Source organism: Kitasatospora sp. NPDC101108, from assembly GCF_055584725.1.
In genome coordinates this window covers 64,156-80,139 of sequence record NZ_JBVJLM010000003.1, presented here as the reverse complement: position 1 = coordinate 80,139, position 15,984 = coordinate 64,156, and the positions used below count along the sequence as shown (strand labels likewise).

General features: G+C 74.1%; 11 protein-coding genes. 6 read left to right on the top strand and 5 right to left on the bottom strand.

Annotated features, from left to right (window positions below; translation table 11 throughout):
• Window positions 1-46: 46 nt before the first annotated feature.
• Window positions 47-295, bottom strand: coding sequence for a hypothetical protein (locus ACZ6Z8_RS08705; RefSeq protein WP_465607624.1), 249 nt, complete (start codon window positions 293-295; stop codon window positions 47-49).
• Between the two features lie 26 nt (window positions 296-321).
• Window positions 322-1,584 carry an inorganic phosphate transporter gene (locus ACZ6Z8_RS08700; RefSeq protein WP_465607622.1) on the bottom strand — a complete coding sequence of 421 codons (1,263 nt, stop codon included), beginning with the start codon at window positions 1,582-1,584 and terminating at the stop codon, window positions 322-324.
• A 363-nt stretch (window positions 1,585-1,947) separates the two neighbouring features.
• Here ACZ6Z8_RS08700 and ACZ6Z8_RS08695 point away from each other — a divergent pair, with 363 nt between their 5' ends.
• Window positions 1,948-3,522 (top strand): C40 family peptidase, encoded by a 1,575-nt coding sequence (locus ACZ6Z8_RS08695; RefSeq protein ID WP_465607620.1) that lies wholly within the window; start codon window positions 1,948-1,950, stop codon window positions 3,520-3,522.
• A 66-nt stretch (window positions 3,523-3,588) separates the two neighbouring features.
• Here ACZ6Z8_RS08695 and ACZ6Z8_RS08690 read toward each other — a convergent pair whose 3' ends face one another.
• Window positions 3,589-5,874 (bottom strand): FdhF/YdeP family oxidoreductase, encoded by a 2,286-nt coding sequence (locus tag ACZ6Z8_RS08690; RefSeq protein WP_465607618.1) that lies wholly within the window; start codon window positions 5,872-5,874, stop codon window positions 3,589-3,591.
• 169 nt (window positions 5,875-6,043) lie between these two features.
• On the opposite strand from ACZ6Z8_RS08690, the gene ACZ6Z8_RS08685 reads away from it, so the two are divergent.
• Together ACZ6Z8_RS08685 and ACZ6Z8_RS08680 are read left to right on the top strand one after the other, a co-directional pair.
• Window positions 6,044-7,939, top strand: coding sequence for a serine/threonine-protein kinase (locus ACZ6Z8_RS08685; protein ID WP_465607616.1), 1,896 nt, complete (start codon window positions 6,044-6,046; stop codon window positions 7,937-7,939).
• A 53-nt stretch (window positions 7,940-7,992) separates the two neighbouring features.
• On the top strand, window positions 7,993-9,870 hold the full coding sequence (locus ACZ6Z8_RS08680) for a serine/threonine-protein kinase (protein WP_465607614.1): 1,878 nt from the start codon (window positions 7,993-7,995) through the stop codon (window positions 9,868-9,870).
• Between the two features lie 30 nt (window positions 9,871-9,900).
• Here the strand turns inward: ACZ6Z8_RS08680 and ACZ6Z8_RS08675 are convergent, their stop codons facing one another.
• Both ACZ6Z8_RS08675 and ACZ6Z8_RS08670 read right to left on the bottom strand, forming a co-directional pair.
• Window positions 9,901-11,826 (bottom strand): FAD/NAD(P)-binding protein, encoded by a 1,926-nt coding sequence (locus ACZ6Z8_RS08675; RefSeq protein WP_465607612.1) that lies wholly within the window; start codon window positions 11,824-11,826, stop codon window positions 9,901-9,903.
• Complete coding sequence (locus ACZ6Z8_RS08670) at window positions 11,823-12,776, bottom strand: amino acid ABC transporter permease (protein WP_465607610.1); 954 nt, start codon at window positions 12,774-12,776, stop codon at window positions 11,823-11,825. Before ACZ6Z8_RS08670 ends, ACZ6Z8_RS08675 begins: the two co-directional genes overlap by 4 nt.
• Before the next feature lie 574 nt (window positions 12,777-13,350).
• Between ACZ6Z8_RS08670 and ACZ6Z8_RS08665 the strand changes: the two genes are divergently transcribed.
• From ACZ6Z8_RS08665 to ACZ6Z8_RS08655, 3 genes are read left to right on the top strand one after another with little or no spacing between them, the layout of a single operon-like run.
• Complete coding sequence (locus ACZ6Z8_RS08665) at window positions 13,351-14,514, top strand: LLM class flavin-dependent oxidoreductase (RefSeq protein ID WP_465607608.1); 1,164 nt, start codon at window positions 13,351-13,353, stop codon at window positions 14,512-14,514.
• Window positions 14,511-15,008, top strand: a complete 498-nt coding sequence (locus ACZ6Z8_RS08660; RefSeq protein ID WP_465607606.1) for a GNAT family N-acetyltransferase — start codon at window positions 14,511-14,513, stop codon at window positions 15,006-15,008. Before ACZ6Z8_RS08665 ends, ACZ6Z8_RS08660 begins: the two co-directional genes overlap by 4 nt.
• A gap of 10 nt (window positions 15,009-15,018) precedes the next feature.
• Window positions 15,019-15,966, top strand: coding sequence for an ABC transporter substrate-binding protein (locus ACZ6Z8_RS08655; RefSeq protein WP_465607604.1), 948 nt, complete (start codon window positions 15,019-15,021; stop codon window positions 15,964-15,966).
• Window positions 15,967-15,984 lie beyond the last annotated feature (18 nt).

The following is a 15,984-nucleotide window of genomic DNA, read 5'->3' as shown; positions in this document are numbered from 1 at the left end:
GTGTCGAACACTCCCCGGCCCGTCGCGTTCCTCCGTGCGGGACCGGCTACGGCGCGGCGATCAGCACCAGGCCGTAGGCCACCGCGGCGGCGCAGAGCGCGAAGCAGACGTACGCGCCGGCCAGCAGGGCCGGACGGCCGCCGGAGGCCTGCCCGCCGTCCGTCTCGCGGGCGCCGAGCGCGGCCTCGCGGCGGGACAGCGCCAGGATGCCCAGGGCGAAGACGGCCACCACGGTGACGGTGACGCCGAAGCTGATGCCGGCGGTCTGGGCCAGGGCGTTCCACTTGATGTGCATGGTGAGTGCTCCTCGGTCGTCGGCGCTCAGGCCGCGACCGTGGTCGAGGCGGGGGTGGGGGCGGCGGTCGCCGGGGCGGCCGCGGTGACCTCGACGGGGGTGACCTCGGCGAGCTCGACGGGGACGACCTCGACGGGGACGACCTCGGTGACGTCGATCGGGGTGACCTCGATCGGGGTGACCTCGGCGATGTCGTTCACGTTGTCCGCGCCGACCCGCTCGCGGCGGGAGAGCATCCACATCGCGGCCGAACCGGCCACCAGCGCGGCGCCGACCAGCGCGACGCCCCAGGTGCCCTGGCGGGCCAGCACGGCGGCGCCGCCGGAGACCAGGCCGGCAGCCGGCAGGGTCAGGCCCCAGGTGTAGACCATGCGGCGGACCAGGCTCCAGCGCAGCTCCGGCTTCGGGCCGCCGAGGCCGGCGCCCATGATGCCGCCGGTGCAGACCTGGGTGGTGGAGAGGCCGAAGCCCATGTGGGAGGAGGTCAGGATGACGGTCGAGACGGCCGACTCGGAGGCGAAGCCCTGCAGCGGCCTGATGTCCGCCAGGCCCCTGCCCATCGAGCGGATGATCCGCCAGCCGCCCATGTAGGTGCCGAGCGCGATCGCGGCGCCCGCCGAGACGATCACCCAGGTGGGGGGCAGCGCACCGTGCGGCAGGGCGCCGACCGAGACCAGGGTCAGGGTGATGATGCCCATGGTCTTCTGGGCGTCGTTGGTGCCGTGGGCGAGCGAGATCAGCGAGGACGAGAAGATCTGGCCGGTCTTGAAGCCCTTGTCGGTGACCGCCGAGGAACCCTTGCGGGTGATCGCGTAGGCCAGCTTGGTGGCGCCCCAGGAAGCCAGGCCGGCGACGAAGGGGGAGGCGACCGCGGGGATGATGATCTTGGTGATCACGGTGTCGAAGTTGACGCCGTTCATGCCGACGCCGACGATCGTGGCGCCGATCAGGCCGCCGTACAGGGCGTGCGACGAGCTGGACGGCAGGCCGCGCAGCCAGGTCAGCAGGTTCCACAGGATCGCGCCGGCCAGTGCGGCGAAGATGATCTCGGGGTGGACGCCGGCCTTCTCGTTGACGATGCCGCCGGAGATGGTGGTGGCGACCTTCACGGACAGGAAGGCGCCCGCGAAGTTGAGCAGGGCCGCGATGGTGACCGCGACCTTCGGACGAAGAGCCCCGGTCGCGATCGCGGTGGCGGACGCGTTGGCGGTGTCGTGGAACCCGTTGGTGAAGTCGAAGGCGAGCGCCGTGATGATCACAACGGCCACCAGGAACGAGATGTGTTCCATACCCAAACAATCGTCGTAGTTGTCGCACGGACGTTGGTGTCTTCGCGACCGTAGGTCCGTTGGGTAAACGGAAGGTGAACTGAGCCGGGAATCGTGGTTCCGACGGTGTCCCACGGGTGGCTGGAACCTTTCCCGGGGGTGTCCCGGGCCGCGCTGGGCCGGAGATCGGGCGGGTGCGTCCCCGTTCGCCCCCCTTTGGTGAGAGCTGTCTCACAGGTCCGCGGATCAAGGGAGAATTAACCTCCTGGTCCGCGTGCGCCCTGTTTCCGACGAGTAACCCGTGGGAGGATCTGCGGGATCGTTCCCGGGCAAGCCCCCGGGACGGCGCCACCGGGGCAGGGCAAGGGCGGGGAGGACCATCGCATGGGCGGGGCTGCACAGCGCACGGAGACGTCGGGCGTACGGCCCTGGGTGCGGGCGGCCCTGAGGTGCGGAGCCGTTCTCGCGGCCGCCGCACTCGCCCTCCCCCTGGCCACCCAGGCCGCCTACGCCGCACCCGACCCCGGCACCGGGGTCGCCGTCCCGCCCGGATCCGACCCGCTGGCCGCCGCCAAGGCCACCCTCGGCCCGCTCCTCGACCAGCTCCACGGGCTGTACCAGAGCGCCGAGGCCGCCACCGAGCAGTACAACGGCGCGGTCGCCAAGGTCACCGAGCAGCAGGCCGCGCTCACCGACCTCCAGGGCAGGCTCGACCGGCAGCAGAAGCAGGTCGACGCCGGCACGGACATCGCCTCCCAGCTCGCCGCCGCCCAGTACCGCAACGGCGCCGCCTCCGCGTACGCCGAACTCCTGCTCTCCAAGGACCCGTACGAGGCCGTCACCGTCGCCGAGCTGCTCCAGGCGGCCAGCCGTTCCCAGTCCGAGTTCCTGGACCGGCTGAAGGCCGACCGGGAGGCGCTCGACGGGCTGAAGAAGCAGACCGAGGACGCCCTCAAGACCTCGCAGGCGCTGGTCGTCCAGCAGGACGCCGCGAAGGCCAAGGTCGCCGCCGACCTCGCCTCGGTCGAACAGCTGGTCTCCTCGCTCACCGGCGCGCAGCGGACCGAGCTCGAACAGCTGGAGAAGGCCAAGGCCGACGAGGCCCAGCTCGCCTTCCTCGCCTCCGGCGCTCTCGGCAAGGGCGAGCGCACGCCCTCGCTGGCCGGCCGCGCCGCCGTCGCCTTCGCGCTCGCCCAACTCGGCAAGCCGTACCTGTGGGGCGGCACCGGGCCCGATTCCTACGACTGCTCCGGCCTCACCTCGCAGGCCTGGCTGCACGCCGGGAAGCCCATCCCGCGCACCAGCCAGGAGCAGTGGGCCCAGCTGCCGCACGTCCCGCTGAACCAGCTGAGGCCCGGCGACCTGGTCATCTACTTCCAGGACGCCTCGCACGTCGCGATGTACCTCGGCGGCGGGCTGATCGTCCAGGCCCCGCGGCCCGGCGCCTTCATCAAGGTGTCGCCGATCGGCTCGATGGCGATCCTCGGGGCCGTCCGGCCCGACCCGGACGGTGCGGCGGACGACGCGGGCGGCGCCTGGAAGGTGCCGGACCTGCCCAAGGGCTGGGACTCCGTCACCCCGATCACCCCGAGCCGGCCACCGGCCCCGCCGGCGGGCCAGCAGCCCACCGGCACCCCGAGTGCCCCGAGCACCCCGGGGACGCCGAGCGGCACGCCCTCCGGCACCGGCACGCCGAGCAACCCGGGCACGCCGTCCGGAACCGGCACGCCGTCCGGCACCGGCACCCCGTCCGGAACCGGTACGCCGTCCGGCACCGGCACCCCGTCCGGCAGCGGTACGCCGACGGACAAGCCCACCGGCACGCCGACCCAGACGCCGACGAACACGCCGACCCAGGCCCCGACCGGCACCGGCACCCCGAGCACCACCGGCTCGTCCAGCGCCGCCGCGCCCGGCAGCCCCACGGCGACGCTGCCGCTCGGCGGCCTGCTGCACTGACCCGGCACGAGGAGGCCGCCCCGCGTCGGCCGACGCGGGGCGGCCTCCGTGCCGTCCGGGGAGCGGTCAGCCGGCCGGGGCCGAGTCGGGCTCGAAGCGGATGACCACGGCCTTGGAGGTGGGGGTGTTGCTGATGTCGGCGGTCGAGTCGAGGGGGACCAGGACGTTGGTCTCCGGGTAGTACGCCGCCGCGCCGCCGCGGGCGACGGGGTAGTGGACGACCCGGAAGTGCGGGGCGCGGCGTTCGGTCCCGTCCGTCCACTCGCTGACCAGGTCGACGTAGCACCCCTCGGCGAGGTCGAGTTCGGCGGCGTCGGCCGGGTTGACCAGCACCACGCGGCGGCCGCCCTTGATACCGCGGTAGCGGTCGTCGAGACCGTAGATCGTGGTGTTGTACTGGTCGTGGGAGCGCAGGGTCTGCAGCAGCAGGCGGCCCGGCGGGACTTCGGGGGCGGTGAGCTCGTTGACCGTGAAGTTGGCCAGGCCGGTGGCGGTGGGGAAGGTGCGGGAGTCGCGGGGGCCGTGCGGGAGGGTGAAGCCGCCGGGGCGGCGGACCTTCTCGTTGTAGTCCTCGAAGCCGGGCACGACCCGGGCGATCCGGTCCCGCAGGGTGTCGTAGTCGCGCGCGAAGTCCTCCCACGGCACGGTGTCCTGCGGGCCGAGGACGGCGCGGGCGAGGCGGCAGACGATCGCGGTCTCGGAGAGCAGCCCGGGCGCGGGCGGGCGCAGCCCGCCGCGGGAGGCGTGGACCTGGCCCATCGAGTCCTCGACGCTGACGAACTGGGCGCCGGAGGGGGTGACGTCCCGGTCGGTGCGGCCGAGGGTGGGCAGGATCAGGGCGCGGGCGCCGGTGACCACGTGCGAGCGGTTGAGCTTGGTGGAGACGTGGACGGTCAGCCGGCAGCGCCGCATCGCGGCCTCGGTGACCTCGGTGTCCGGGGTGGCCGCGACGAAGTTGCCGCCCATCGCGAAGAACACCCGGACCCTGCCGTCGCGCATCGCGCGGATGGTGTCCACCGCGTCGTGGCCGTGCTCGCGCGGCGGCTCGAAGCCGAACTCCTTGCCCAGCGCGTCGAGGAAGGCCGTCGACGGCCGCTCGAAGATGCCCATGGTGCGGTCGCCCTGGACGTTGCTGTGCCCGCGCACCGGGCAGACCCCGGCACCGGGGCGGCCGACGTTGCCGCGCAGCAGCAGGAAGTTGACCACCTCGCGGATGGTCGGCACGGAGTGCTTGTGCTGGGTGAGGCCCATCGCCCAGCAGACGATGATCTTCTCGGAGGAGAGCACCAGACGGCCGAGTTCCTCGATCTGCTCCCAGGGCAGGCCGGTCGCGGCGAGCACGTCCGCCCGCTCGGTCCTACGGGCCTGTGCCTCGAACTCCTCGAAGCCGTGGCAGTGTTCGGCGACGAAGGCGTGGTCGACGCCGCCCTCCTCCAGGATGATCCGGTTGAGCGCGCGGAACAGGGCGAGGTCCCCGCCGAGGCGGATCTGCAGGAAGAGGTCGGTCAGCTTGGTGCCCTGGCCGACCAGTCCGCGGGCGTTCTGCGGGTTCTTGAACCGCTCCAGGCCGGCCTCCGGCAGCGGGTTCACGCTGACGACGGTGGCGCCGGCCCGCTTGGCGCGCTCCAGGGCGGAGAGCATCCGGGGGTGGTTGGTGCCCGGGTTCTGGCCGGCCACGATGATCAGGTCGGCCTGGTGGAGGTCCTTGAGGCTGACGCTGCCCTTGCCCACGCCGAGGGTCTCGGTGAGCGCCGAACCGGACGACTCGTGGCACATGTTGGAGCAGTCCGGCAGGTTGTTGGTGCCGAGCCGGCGGGCGAACAGCTGGTACGCGAACGCGGCCTCGTTGCTGGTGCGGCCGGAGGTGTAGAAGGCGGCGCCGTCCGGGGTGTCCAGGGCCCGCAGCTCCTCGGCGATCAGCGCGAAGGCGTCGTCCCAGGAGACCGGGGTGTAGTGGGTGGCGCCCTCGTCGAGCAGCATCGGCTGGGTGAGCCGGCCCTGCTGGCCCAGCCAGTAGCCGGAGCGCTCGGCCAGGTCGGCGACCGGGTGGGCGGCGAAGAACTCGGCCCGGATCCGGCGCTCGGTGGCCTCCTCGGCGACGGCCTTGGCGCCGTTCTCGCAGAACTCGGCGGTGTGGGTCTTCTCCGGCTCGGGCCAGGCGCAGCCCGGGCAGTCGAAACCGTTCGGCTGGTTGACCTTGAGCAGGGTGGCGAGGGTGCGGCGGGCTCCCATCTGCTCGGCGGCCATCCGCAGGCTGTGGCCGACGGCGGGCAGGCCGGCGGCCGCGTGCTGGGGCGCGGAGACCTCGGGGGCGTCCTGCGCCGGGTCGCTCTGCGGGGCCTGCTTGGCCATGACTGCGCTCCTCGGGCGTTGCTGGTGCGGGCCGCCGCACCTTTGCGGGGCCGTCCGCCCATCCTTCCACCTGGGCTGTCCCCGGGGGAGGCCCGTCCTCCGGCTGGGCGGTCGAGGGGGGAGCACCGTCGGTAGAGTCTGGGCGTCACAACGGGAGGGGGAGGGGCGCGTGCGAGTCGGTGACGTCCTGGACGGCCGGTACGAGTTGCAGGAGAAGCTCGGACAGGGCGGGTTCGGGGTGGTCTGGCGGGCCCGGGACACCCGGATGCGGCGACCGGTCGCGGTCAAGGTGATCGGGCACCACGGCGGTGACCACGCGAAGGCGGCGCTGCGCTTCGTCCGGGAGGCCTGCGCGGCCGGGAACCTGTCCCACCCGCACATCGTCACCGTGCACGACCTCGGGCAGAGCGAGGCCGCCGGCCAGGAGGTCACCTTCCTGGTGATGGAGCTGCTCACCGGCCGCACCCTGACCGAGGTGCTGCGGGCCGGACTGCCCGGGCCCGCGCTCAGCCTGCGCTGGGGGCGGCAGATCTGCGGGGCCCTGGCGGCGGCGCACGACGCGGGCATGGTGCACCGGGACATCAAGCCGGACAACGTGATGATCACCGACACCGGGCAGCTGAAGGTGCTGGACTTCGGCATCGCCCAACTGGACACCGGCGCGGGCGGGTTGACCACCACCGGCACGATCGTCGGCAGCCCCGCGTACATGGCGCCGGAGCGGTGGACCGGCGGCCGGGTGGACGGGCGGGCCGACCTGTACGCGCTGGGCTGCGTGCTGGTCGAACTCTTCACCGGGGCACGGCCGTTCGGCGGGGACTCGACACCGGTGCTGATGTACCAGCACCTCAACGAGCCGCCCCCGGCGCTGGACCCGGCGCAGTTCGGATTGCCGCCGCAGGTGGCCGGGCTGGTCGCGGAACTGCTGGCGAAGGACCCGCAGGAGCGGCCGGCGGACGCCCGTACGGTCGAGCGGCGGCTCGCGGAGCTGGCCGCTGCGCCGGGCGCGGTGCCGTCGGTGCCGGTGGGTCCGGTGGAGGCCGTGCCGTCGGTGCCGGTGGGTCCGGTGGGTCCGGTGGAGGCCGTGCCGTCGGTGCCGGTAGGCCCGGTGGCGCCGGTGGTGCCGCCCGCGCCGGTGGCGCCGCCGCCCGTACCTCCCGCGCCTGCTGCCCTTCCCGCGCCTCCTTCGGTGCCGCCGGCCGCGCCCACGCTCCCGCCGGTGCTGTCCCCGCTGACCACTCCGCCGGTGCTGGCCGCCGCGCCGTCCGAGGACGCGGTGCGGGCCGGGCTGCGCGAGCGCCGGTCGGCCGCCTACCGGGCGGCGACGGCGGGCGAGTCGGCGATCCTGCTGCAGGCGGTCGCCCAGGAGTGCGTCACCGTGCTCGGAGCGACCGACCGGGACACCCTGTGCACCTGGCGGGACCTCGCCTGGTACCTCAGCCGGGCCGGGAACCTGGACGGCGCGATCGGGCTGCTGTCCACCCTCCTGGACGACATGCGCCCGGCGCTCGGCCCGACCGACCCGGACACCCTGGGAGCCCGCTACCACCTGGTGTGGTGCATCGCGGAGAGCGGCTCGGCCGTCACCGCGATCCGGCTGCTGAACGAGCTGCTGCCGGACCTGCACGCCGTCTGGGGCCCGCAGGACGGCCGGGTGCTGAAGGCGCGGCACGACCTCGCCGTCCACCAGGCCAACCGGGGCGACCTCCAGAGCGCGGTGATGCAGCTGCACGGGCTGCTGCCCGACCTCGCCCGGACGCTCGGCGAGCACCACCCGAGCACCGTGGAGGCCTGGCGGGACCTGGTCGGCTACCAGCAGCGGCTGACCCAGGCCGGCCGCAACGGCGGAGCGGGCCGCCGCCGGCCGCCGAGGATCAGCCGGACGGAACTGCTGGTGCTGGTCCGGCGGTTGCGGGTGTGGGACTTCGCCACCGAGCGGGAGGCCGGGGCCTGCGTCGAGGCGCTGGAGCGGGGGCTCGGCCTCAAGGGCGTCGCGGACGTGGTCTTCGAGGCGCCGGACCATGTCTCGGACGAGGACCTGGTGGAGGAGATCTTCGGCCCCTGAACGGCACGTTCTGGGGTCGGTGGGTACACAGTCGATGGGGGAGGGGCGGGCGCGTGCGAGTCGGTGACGTCCTCGACGACCGGTACGAGCTCCAGGAGAAGCTGGGGCAGGGCGGGTTCGGGGTGGTGTGGCGGGCCCGGGACACCCGGGTGGGGCGGCCGGTGGCGGTCAAGGTCATCCGGCACGACGACGGCGACCAGGCGAAGGCCGCGATGAGGTTCGCCCGGGAGGCGTCAGCGGCGGGCAACCTGTCGCACCCGTACATCGTCACCGTGCACGACCTCGGCCACCGCGAGTCCGAGGACCAGCAGCTCACCTACCTGGTGATGGAGCTGCTCACCGGCCGCACCCTGGCCCAGGTGATCCGGGAGGGCCGGCCGCAGCCGCGGCAGGGCCTGTGCTGGGCGCGGCAGGTCTGCGAGGCGCTGGCGGCGGCGCACGACGCGGGCGTGGTGCACCGGGACATCAAGCCGGACAACGTGATGATCACCGAGGACGGCGTGGCGAAGGTGCTGGACTTCGGCATCGCCCAACTGGACCTCGGCGCCGGCGGGTTGACCACCACGGGCGCGGTCGTCGGCAGCCCCGCGTACCTGGCGCCGGAGCGCTGGACCGGCGGCCGGGTGGACGGCCGGGCCGACCTCTACGCGCTGGGCTGCGTGCTGGTCGAACTCTTCACCGCCAAGCGGCCGTTCAACGGGGATTCGACGCCGGTGCTGATGTACCAGCACCTCAACGAGCCGCCCCTGGCGGTGGACCCGGTGAAGTACGGGCTGCCGCCCGGACTGCCCGGGCTGCTCGCCGAGTTGCTGGCGAAGGACCCGCAGGACCGGCCGGCCGACGCCCGGGCGGTCGCGCAGCGGCTCGCGGACCTGGCGGAGGGGCGGGACGCGCCTCCGGCGGCGGCCGCGGTCGACCGGGCCGTGCCGGAACCGGCCGTGGTGGACGGGCCCGCGCCGGCCCGGCCCGAGCCGGCCCGGCCCGCGCCCGCCCAGCCAGTCCGCCCGGCGCCCGGCCGGCGGAGTGCGCCGGTCCGGCAGCCGAAGCTCCGGCCGGTGGGCAGACCCGCGCTGACGTACCCCGAGCCCCGGCAACCCGCGAGCCCCGCCGGACCGCCCGCGCCGGTCGAGGACGCGCCGGTCGAGGACGCGGCGGCCGTACGGGACCGGTTGCTGAGGACCGTACGGGCCGTGGAGGCCGAGCGGCCCGCGACGGCGGTGCACCGGCTCCGGCCCGTGGTCGAGGCGGCCGCACGGTCGCTCGGCGGCGCCGACCCGGAGGTCGTCGCCGCCCGGCGGGAACTCGCCGGGTACCTCGGCCGGGACGGCCGGTTCGCGCAGGCCGTCGGGCTGCTGGAGGAGCAGCTGGCGGATCTGGAACCGGTCCTCGGGGACCTCGATCCCCGGGTGCTGGAGGTCCGGTACGACCTGACCGGGCTGGTCCGCAGGAGCGGTCAGACGGCCACCGCGGTCCGCCTGCTGGCCGCACTCCTGCCCGCGCTGCGGAGCGCCTGGGGCCCGCGCGGCCCGCTCGTCCTCCAGGCCGGCGCCGACCTCGCGGCGTGCCGTGCCGAGCGGGGCGACTTCCCGGCCGCCGTGGCGCAGTTGGACGAGCTGCTGCCCCAGCTCGTCGAGGTCTACGGCCCGGCCGACCGGCGCTGCATGCGGGCGCGGGCCGCTCTGGCGGAGTACCGCAAGCGGGCCCGGTTCCACCGTGCGCCGAAGCGGGCCGTCCGTGCCTGGCGGGTGCGGATCGACCGGGACCGGGCGCTGCGGCTGGTCCGGTTGATCCGGTCCGTCGGGGAGTCCGCCCCGGAGCTCGGCCGCGAGCTGGAGCGCGGGACGGGCGTCAAGGGCCTCGCGGAGCGGGTGCTCTCGGCGCCGCCCTTCGTCTCGGACGAGGACCTGCTGGTGGATGTCTTCGGGCCGTAACGCCCCGGGGTAACGCCCCGGGCGCGGGCCTCAACCCACCAGCGCCGCCGCCGGGAGCGCCGCCAGGGCCCGGAGCAGCGCCCGGGCGGCGGCGTCGTTCTGGCGGAAGGCCGGGGCGTTGGTGCGGGGGCGGGCGAAGGCGGCGGCCGAGCGCAGGCTGGTGTGCGGGCCGAGTGCGGTGCGGCGCGGGTGGGGGGCGCCGCCGAGGGCCGGGTCGATCAGCCGGCTGTCGGCGGGGTCGATGGTGACCAGGCCGGAGCGGTGGGTGTGCTCCGGGTCGCTCACCACCTCCTCCGCCACCTGTCCGGCGCGGTGCAGTTCGCCCAGCACCGGGTCGAGGGTGCGGGCCAGCGCGTGCTTGGGCAGGTAGGCCTCGACCAGCGCGGTGGCGGTCACGGTGTGGCTGGGCACGGTGGTGCCGGAGGCCCGCCAGGTGCCGGTGGTCTCGTCCCGCTCGACCCGTACGCCCGCGCCGAGGAAGCGCACCACCCCGGCCTCGGAGAGCGCGAGGAGCTGGCGCAGCCGGAAGCCGGGCGGGCCGGAGGCGAGGAAGCTGAAGTAGCCGAAGAACCACTCGTCGACCTCCTCGGCGACCGAGCGGGCGGTGAGCCGGCCGGCGGCGACCAGCCGGGGGAGCTGGCCGAACAGCGAGAGCAGGGCGAGGAAGGCGCCCAGGTCGGCGCTGTGGGCCGGGTCGGCGCGGCGGTCGGCGTCGGCGGTGACGTACGCGCGCAGGTGGGCCTGGAGCTCTTCGGCGGATCCGAGTTCGAGCCCGGCCAGCGGGTGGTCCAGCCGCTCGAAGTCGATCCGGTCGGCCGGGTCGGGCACGGCCTCGGCGACCAGGGCGGCGAGTTCGGCGGAGTACCAGCCGTGCCGGTCGTAGCGGGCCAGGAACTCGGGCCAGGGCAGCGAGGTGCGTTCGGGGTGGGCGTGGAACAGCTCGTGGTAGTGCCCGAAGGCGATCTCCTTGGCCATCAACGGCCAGGCGTCGCGCCGCAGTTCGAGCGGCCCGCCGGTGGCGAGCAGGGCGTCCACGGCGGCCGCGTCGAAGTAGCGGGGGAGCGGGGCGGGCGGCCCCTGGAGGCGGTAGTCGGTCTTGGAGTGGTACGGGACGCCGCGCCGGGAGCCGAGGTGCAGCACCGGTTCGCGGCCGGACGGGCGGTAGCGCAGGGCGGGCCCGTTGCCGGTGGGCTCGAAGCGGCCGCCGCGTCCCTCGGTGAGCATCGCGATCAGGTCGACGGCGGCCAGGCCGAGGCCGCGCAGCACCACCTGCTCGCCGGGGGCGATCCGGGCCAACTCGTCCTCGACGTCGGCGGAGTAGGCGGGCGGGAGGTGGAAGCGGCCGTGCCGGGCGGCGAACGCGGCGTCGGCCGCGTGCCGCGGGTGCGGGGCGGAGTCGAGGTGGCCGAGGGTGAGGACGACGTGGTCGGCGGTGAGCGCGGTGTCGCCGAGGTGCACGGTCTGCGGGCCGTCGGCCGGTCCGTCGATCCGCCGCACGGTGTCCCGGTGGACGGTGACCGAGACGTGCTCCGGCAGGTCGGCGACGGCGCGGCGGAACACCCAGTCCAGGTAGGCGCTCTGGGCGCGCCGGGTGGGGAAGTCGGTGGGGGCCAGGTCGCGCAGCTCGGCCCGTACGGCCGGGTCGGCGACCTCCCGGTAGGGCGCGAACTCCCGTTGGCGCCGGGCCCATTCGGCCAGCGAGGGGCCGGGGCGGACCGGTCCGTCGATGGTGGCGAGCTCGTCGGTGAACATGGTGACGTCCTCGGCCATCGAGTTCATCCGCAGCAGCGGGGACTGGTCGTGGCGCCAGATCCGGCCCCCGCCGGGCGGGTGGGGGTCGACCAGGCGGATCTCCAACGGCCGGTCGGCGGGCAGCAGTTCGGTGGCGTTGGCGGCGATCCGCTCCAGCAGTCCGGTGCCGCGCGGGCCGGCGCCGACGATCACGAGCGTCCTCATGCCGGCACCACCTTGACCAGGGCCGCCCGGGCGCGCTGCAGCGGGGTGGGTGGCAGGCCGTCCCGGGTGGCGCCCCTGGCGAAGTGGCGCTCGACGTAGTACTGGCCGACGGACAGCACGGTGGTGACCACCAGGTACCAGAGGGTGGCGACCATCAGCATCGGGATGACCTGGTAGGACTGCAGGTAGACCAGTTGCACCGAGTAGAGCAGGTCGGAGACGGCCAGCACGCTGACGATGCTGGTGCCCTTGAGCGCGCCGATCAGCATGTTCCCGGCGGTGGGCACGATCGCGCGCATCGCCTGCGGCACCACGATCCGGCGCAGCACCCGCCACCGGCCGAGCCCGAGCGCGGCGGCCGCCTCCAGCTGTCCGCGGTCGACGGAGAGGATGCCGCCGCGGATCACCTCGGCGGCGTACGCGGTCTCCAGCAGGGTGAGTCCGATGACGGCGGTCAGGGTGGGGCCGATCAGGTTGACGGTCTTCACCGTGACGAACTCGGGGCCGAAGGGGATGCCGAGGCCGAGGGTCGGGTAGAGCGCGCCGATGTTGAAGAAGAAGAGCAGCTGCACCAGCGGCGGGGTGGAACGGAAGATCCAGATGTAGCCCCAGGCGATCGTGCGCAGCACGGGGTTGGCGGACAGCCGCATGGTGGCGAGGACGGTCCCGAACACGAAGCCGAGGGCGAGGGTGGCGGCCGTCAGCCACAGGGTCAGGCTCAGGCCGTCGAGGACGGACCGGGCGGTGAACCAGTCGGCGACCACGCCCCACTGGAAGGCCCGGTTGCGGATCACCGAGCTGACCGCCATCGCGGCCAGCAGCAGGGCGACGGCCGCGGCGACCCACTGGCCGGGCTTTCGACGGGCGACGATCCGGGCCTCGGTGGCCGGGGCCGGCGGTGGGGCCTTGCTGGGGGAGGGGGCGGGCAGGACGTCCTGCGGGGTGGCCATGGCGGCGGCTCCTGGGCGGAGTGCGGGCGGGGGGAGAGGTACGGGGGTGATCACGTACGGGCCCTCGGGCGCCGGCCCGCGTCCCTCAACACGGCCGGTGCGATGCACTGCACTCCGCGCCGATCGTACGCATGCGCGATCGAGGGCTGTCAAGGGCGATCGGGGCCGTCACGGCGCTTCGGAGAAGCGACAGGAGATCGCAACAGTGCGGCAATGATGGGTGGTTGACGTACCGCTCGGCCGACTGCTCAACTTGAGGCCATGTACGCCGAGCAGCCCCTGGTCACCCGCGACCACATCGACTTCGGTCGGGTGTGGTCCGCGGCGTGTCGCGGCTGACCCGGCAGCGGGCCGCCCGTCCGGCCTGACCTCCCGGCGGGGAGCCTCCCTCGGCGCACCCCGCCCGCATCGAGCTGACGATGCCTCAGTTCGCCGCTGTCGACGACGACTTCGCACTGCGCTCCGGCAGTCCCCTCCCTCGTTTCCCGCACCGCCCCCTGCCCGGCGGCCCGCCCGCCGCCGAGGCCGCCGCCGGCCTGCCCGCCGGACCCAGCCCACCCCGAAAGGTTCCGTCATGCCCGTCGAATTCCTCGGCATCGCCGCCACCGCCGACGGTTCGGAGACCCACCCGCGCACCACCGCCGCCTTCGACCGCGACTACACCCTGCGGCTGGCCCGGGCGCACGAGGACCACGGCTGGGACCGGGTGCTCTTCGCCTACGGCTCCGGCGCCCCGGAGCCCGCCGCCGCGGCCGCCTTCCTCGCCTCGCACCTCGACAAGCTGCAGATCCTGCTCGCACACCGGCCGAACGTCTCCTACCCGACCTTCGCCGCCAAGACCTTCGCGACCCTCGACCGGATCAGCGACGGCCGGCTGACCGTCCACTTCATCACCGGCGGCACCGACCACGAGCAGCAGCGCGAGGGCGACTTCCTCACCAAGGACCAGCGCTACGAGCGCACCCGCGAGTACATCGGCATCGTGAAGAAGGCCTGGACCAGCCGGGAGCCCTTCGACCACGAGGGGGCGCACTACCGCTTCAACGACTTCGTCTCCGACGTCTTCCCCGTCCAGCAGCCGCGTCCGGCGGTCTCCTTCGGCGGCTCCTCGGACGCCGCCTACGCGGCCGGCGGCGCCGAGGCCGACATCTACTGCCTGTGGGGCGAGCCGCTGGCCCGCACCGCCGAGCAGATCGAGCGGGTGAAGGAGGCGGCGCGGGCCGCCGGACGGACCGACGTGCCGCGCATCCAGGTGGCGTTCCGGCCGATCATCGCGCCCACCGAGGAGCTGGCCTGGGAGAAGGCGCACCGCACGGTGGCCACCATCCGGTCCCGCCGGGAGAGCGGGGCGCTCGCACCCCGGCGCCGCCCGGCGACGTCCGGCCCTGGGGCTGCGACACCTGAGAACGTCGGCTCCCAGCGGCTGATCGAGATCGCCGAGGCCGGCGAGCGCTACGACCGCGCGCTGTGGACCCCGACCGCCGCGGCCACCGGCGGGGCGGGCAACTCCAACGCGCTGGTCGGCACCCCGGAGACGGTCGCCCAGGCGCTGCTGGACTACTACGACCTCGGCGTGGACATCCTCTCCGCGCGCGGCTACGACCTGCTGGGCGACGCGATCGACTTCGGCCGCTACGTCATCCCGATCGTGCGCGAGGAGGTCGCCAAGCGGGACGCCGCCAAGGCGGCCGAGCGGGCCGAACAGGACCGCCACCAGCTGATCGCGGTCCAGGCGTGAGCGACGGACGGCCGGGGGAGTTCCGCCGGGTCGCCCTGGACGACCCGCTGGTCGAACCGCTGCTGCGCGAGCTCACCCACGAGTACGTCAGCCGCTACGGCCCCGGCGGCCACCGGGAGATGACCCGCTACCCGGCCGAGGCCTTCGCCGAGCCGCACGGCGTGCTGCTGCTCCTGCTGGAGGACGGCGAACCGGTGGCCGGCGGCGCCTACATGCGCCACGACGCGCGCACCGCCGAGGTGAAGCGGATGTGGACGCACTCCGCGCACCGTCGCCGCGGTCTTGCCCGCCGGGTGCTGGCCGAGCTGGAGCGCTCCGCCGGGGCCGCCGGCTACCGCCGGATCTTCCTGACCACCGGCCCCCGCCAGCCCGAGGCCAAGGGCCTCTACCTGGCCGCCGGCTACACCCCGCTGTTCGACGTCACCGCCGACCCCCTCGCCATCGGCCCGCTCCCCTTCGAGAAGCCGCTGCCGGTTCTGGCTCCGACCCACTGAAAGGCCCCCCGTGAGAACCACCACCGCCCGCCGCCGCCTCCTCGCGGCCACCGCCCTGCTCCCGGTCCTGGCGCTGGCCGCGTGCGGTTCGGACCCGAAGATCGCGGGAGCGGCCGGGGCGAGTGGGCCCGCCGCCACCGCCACCGAGGACGTCGTCTCCGGTCTGGGCCGGTCGGAGGCGGCGGCCGCGCTGCTGCCCGAGGAGGTCCGCACGTCCGGTGTGCTGAAGTTCGGTTCCTCCATCGGCGCCCCGCCCAGCGCGTTCTACGCCGACCAGGCGAGCAAGAAGGCGGTCGGGGTGGACATCGACTTCACCGATGCCGTCGCCAAGCTGCTCGGCCTGACCGTGCAGCGGGAGGACGCCGCCTTCGAGACCATCCTGCCCGCCCTGGGCAGCGGCAAGTACGACGTCGGCACCGGCAACTTCGGGGTCACCACCGCCCGGCTGAAGACCGTCGACTTCGTCACGTACATCGACGACGGCCAGGGCTTCGCGGTGAAGAAGGACAACACGGCCGTCCAGCCGGTCACCGACCTGGCCCAGCTCTGCGGGCTGACCATCGGCACCGGCGCCGGCACCACCTTCGAGACCACCCTCAACAGCAGGAAGGGCGTCTGCGCCGACGCGGGGAAGAAGCCGTACGAGGTCAAGGCGTTCAGCGAGGGCGGCGCGCTGCTGACCGGCCTCCAGCAGGGCCGGGTGGACGTCGAGATGTCCACCATCAACGGCCTGCGCCACCAGGCCTCGCAGGAGGCGGCCGGGGTGCGCTTCCTCAACGAGTTCCACCGGCTGGACGTCGGCTTCGCCTTCAAGAAGGGCTCCCCGCTCACCCCGGCCTTCCAGGCGGCGGTCAACCAGCTGATCAAGGACGGGACGTACGAGCGGATCCTCCGGAAGTGGGGTCTCACCGACTCGGCGATCAAGGAGTCGCAGATCAGTCCGCCCGAGCACCCGTGAACGCCGGGCCCGTCGAAG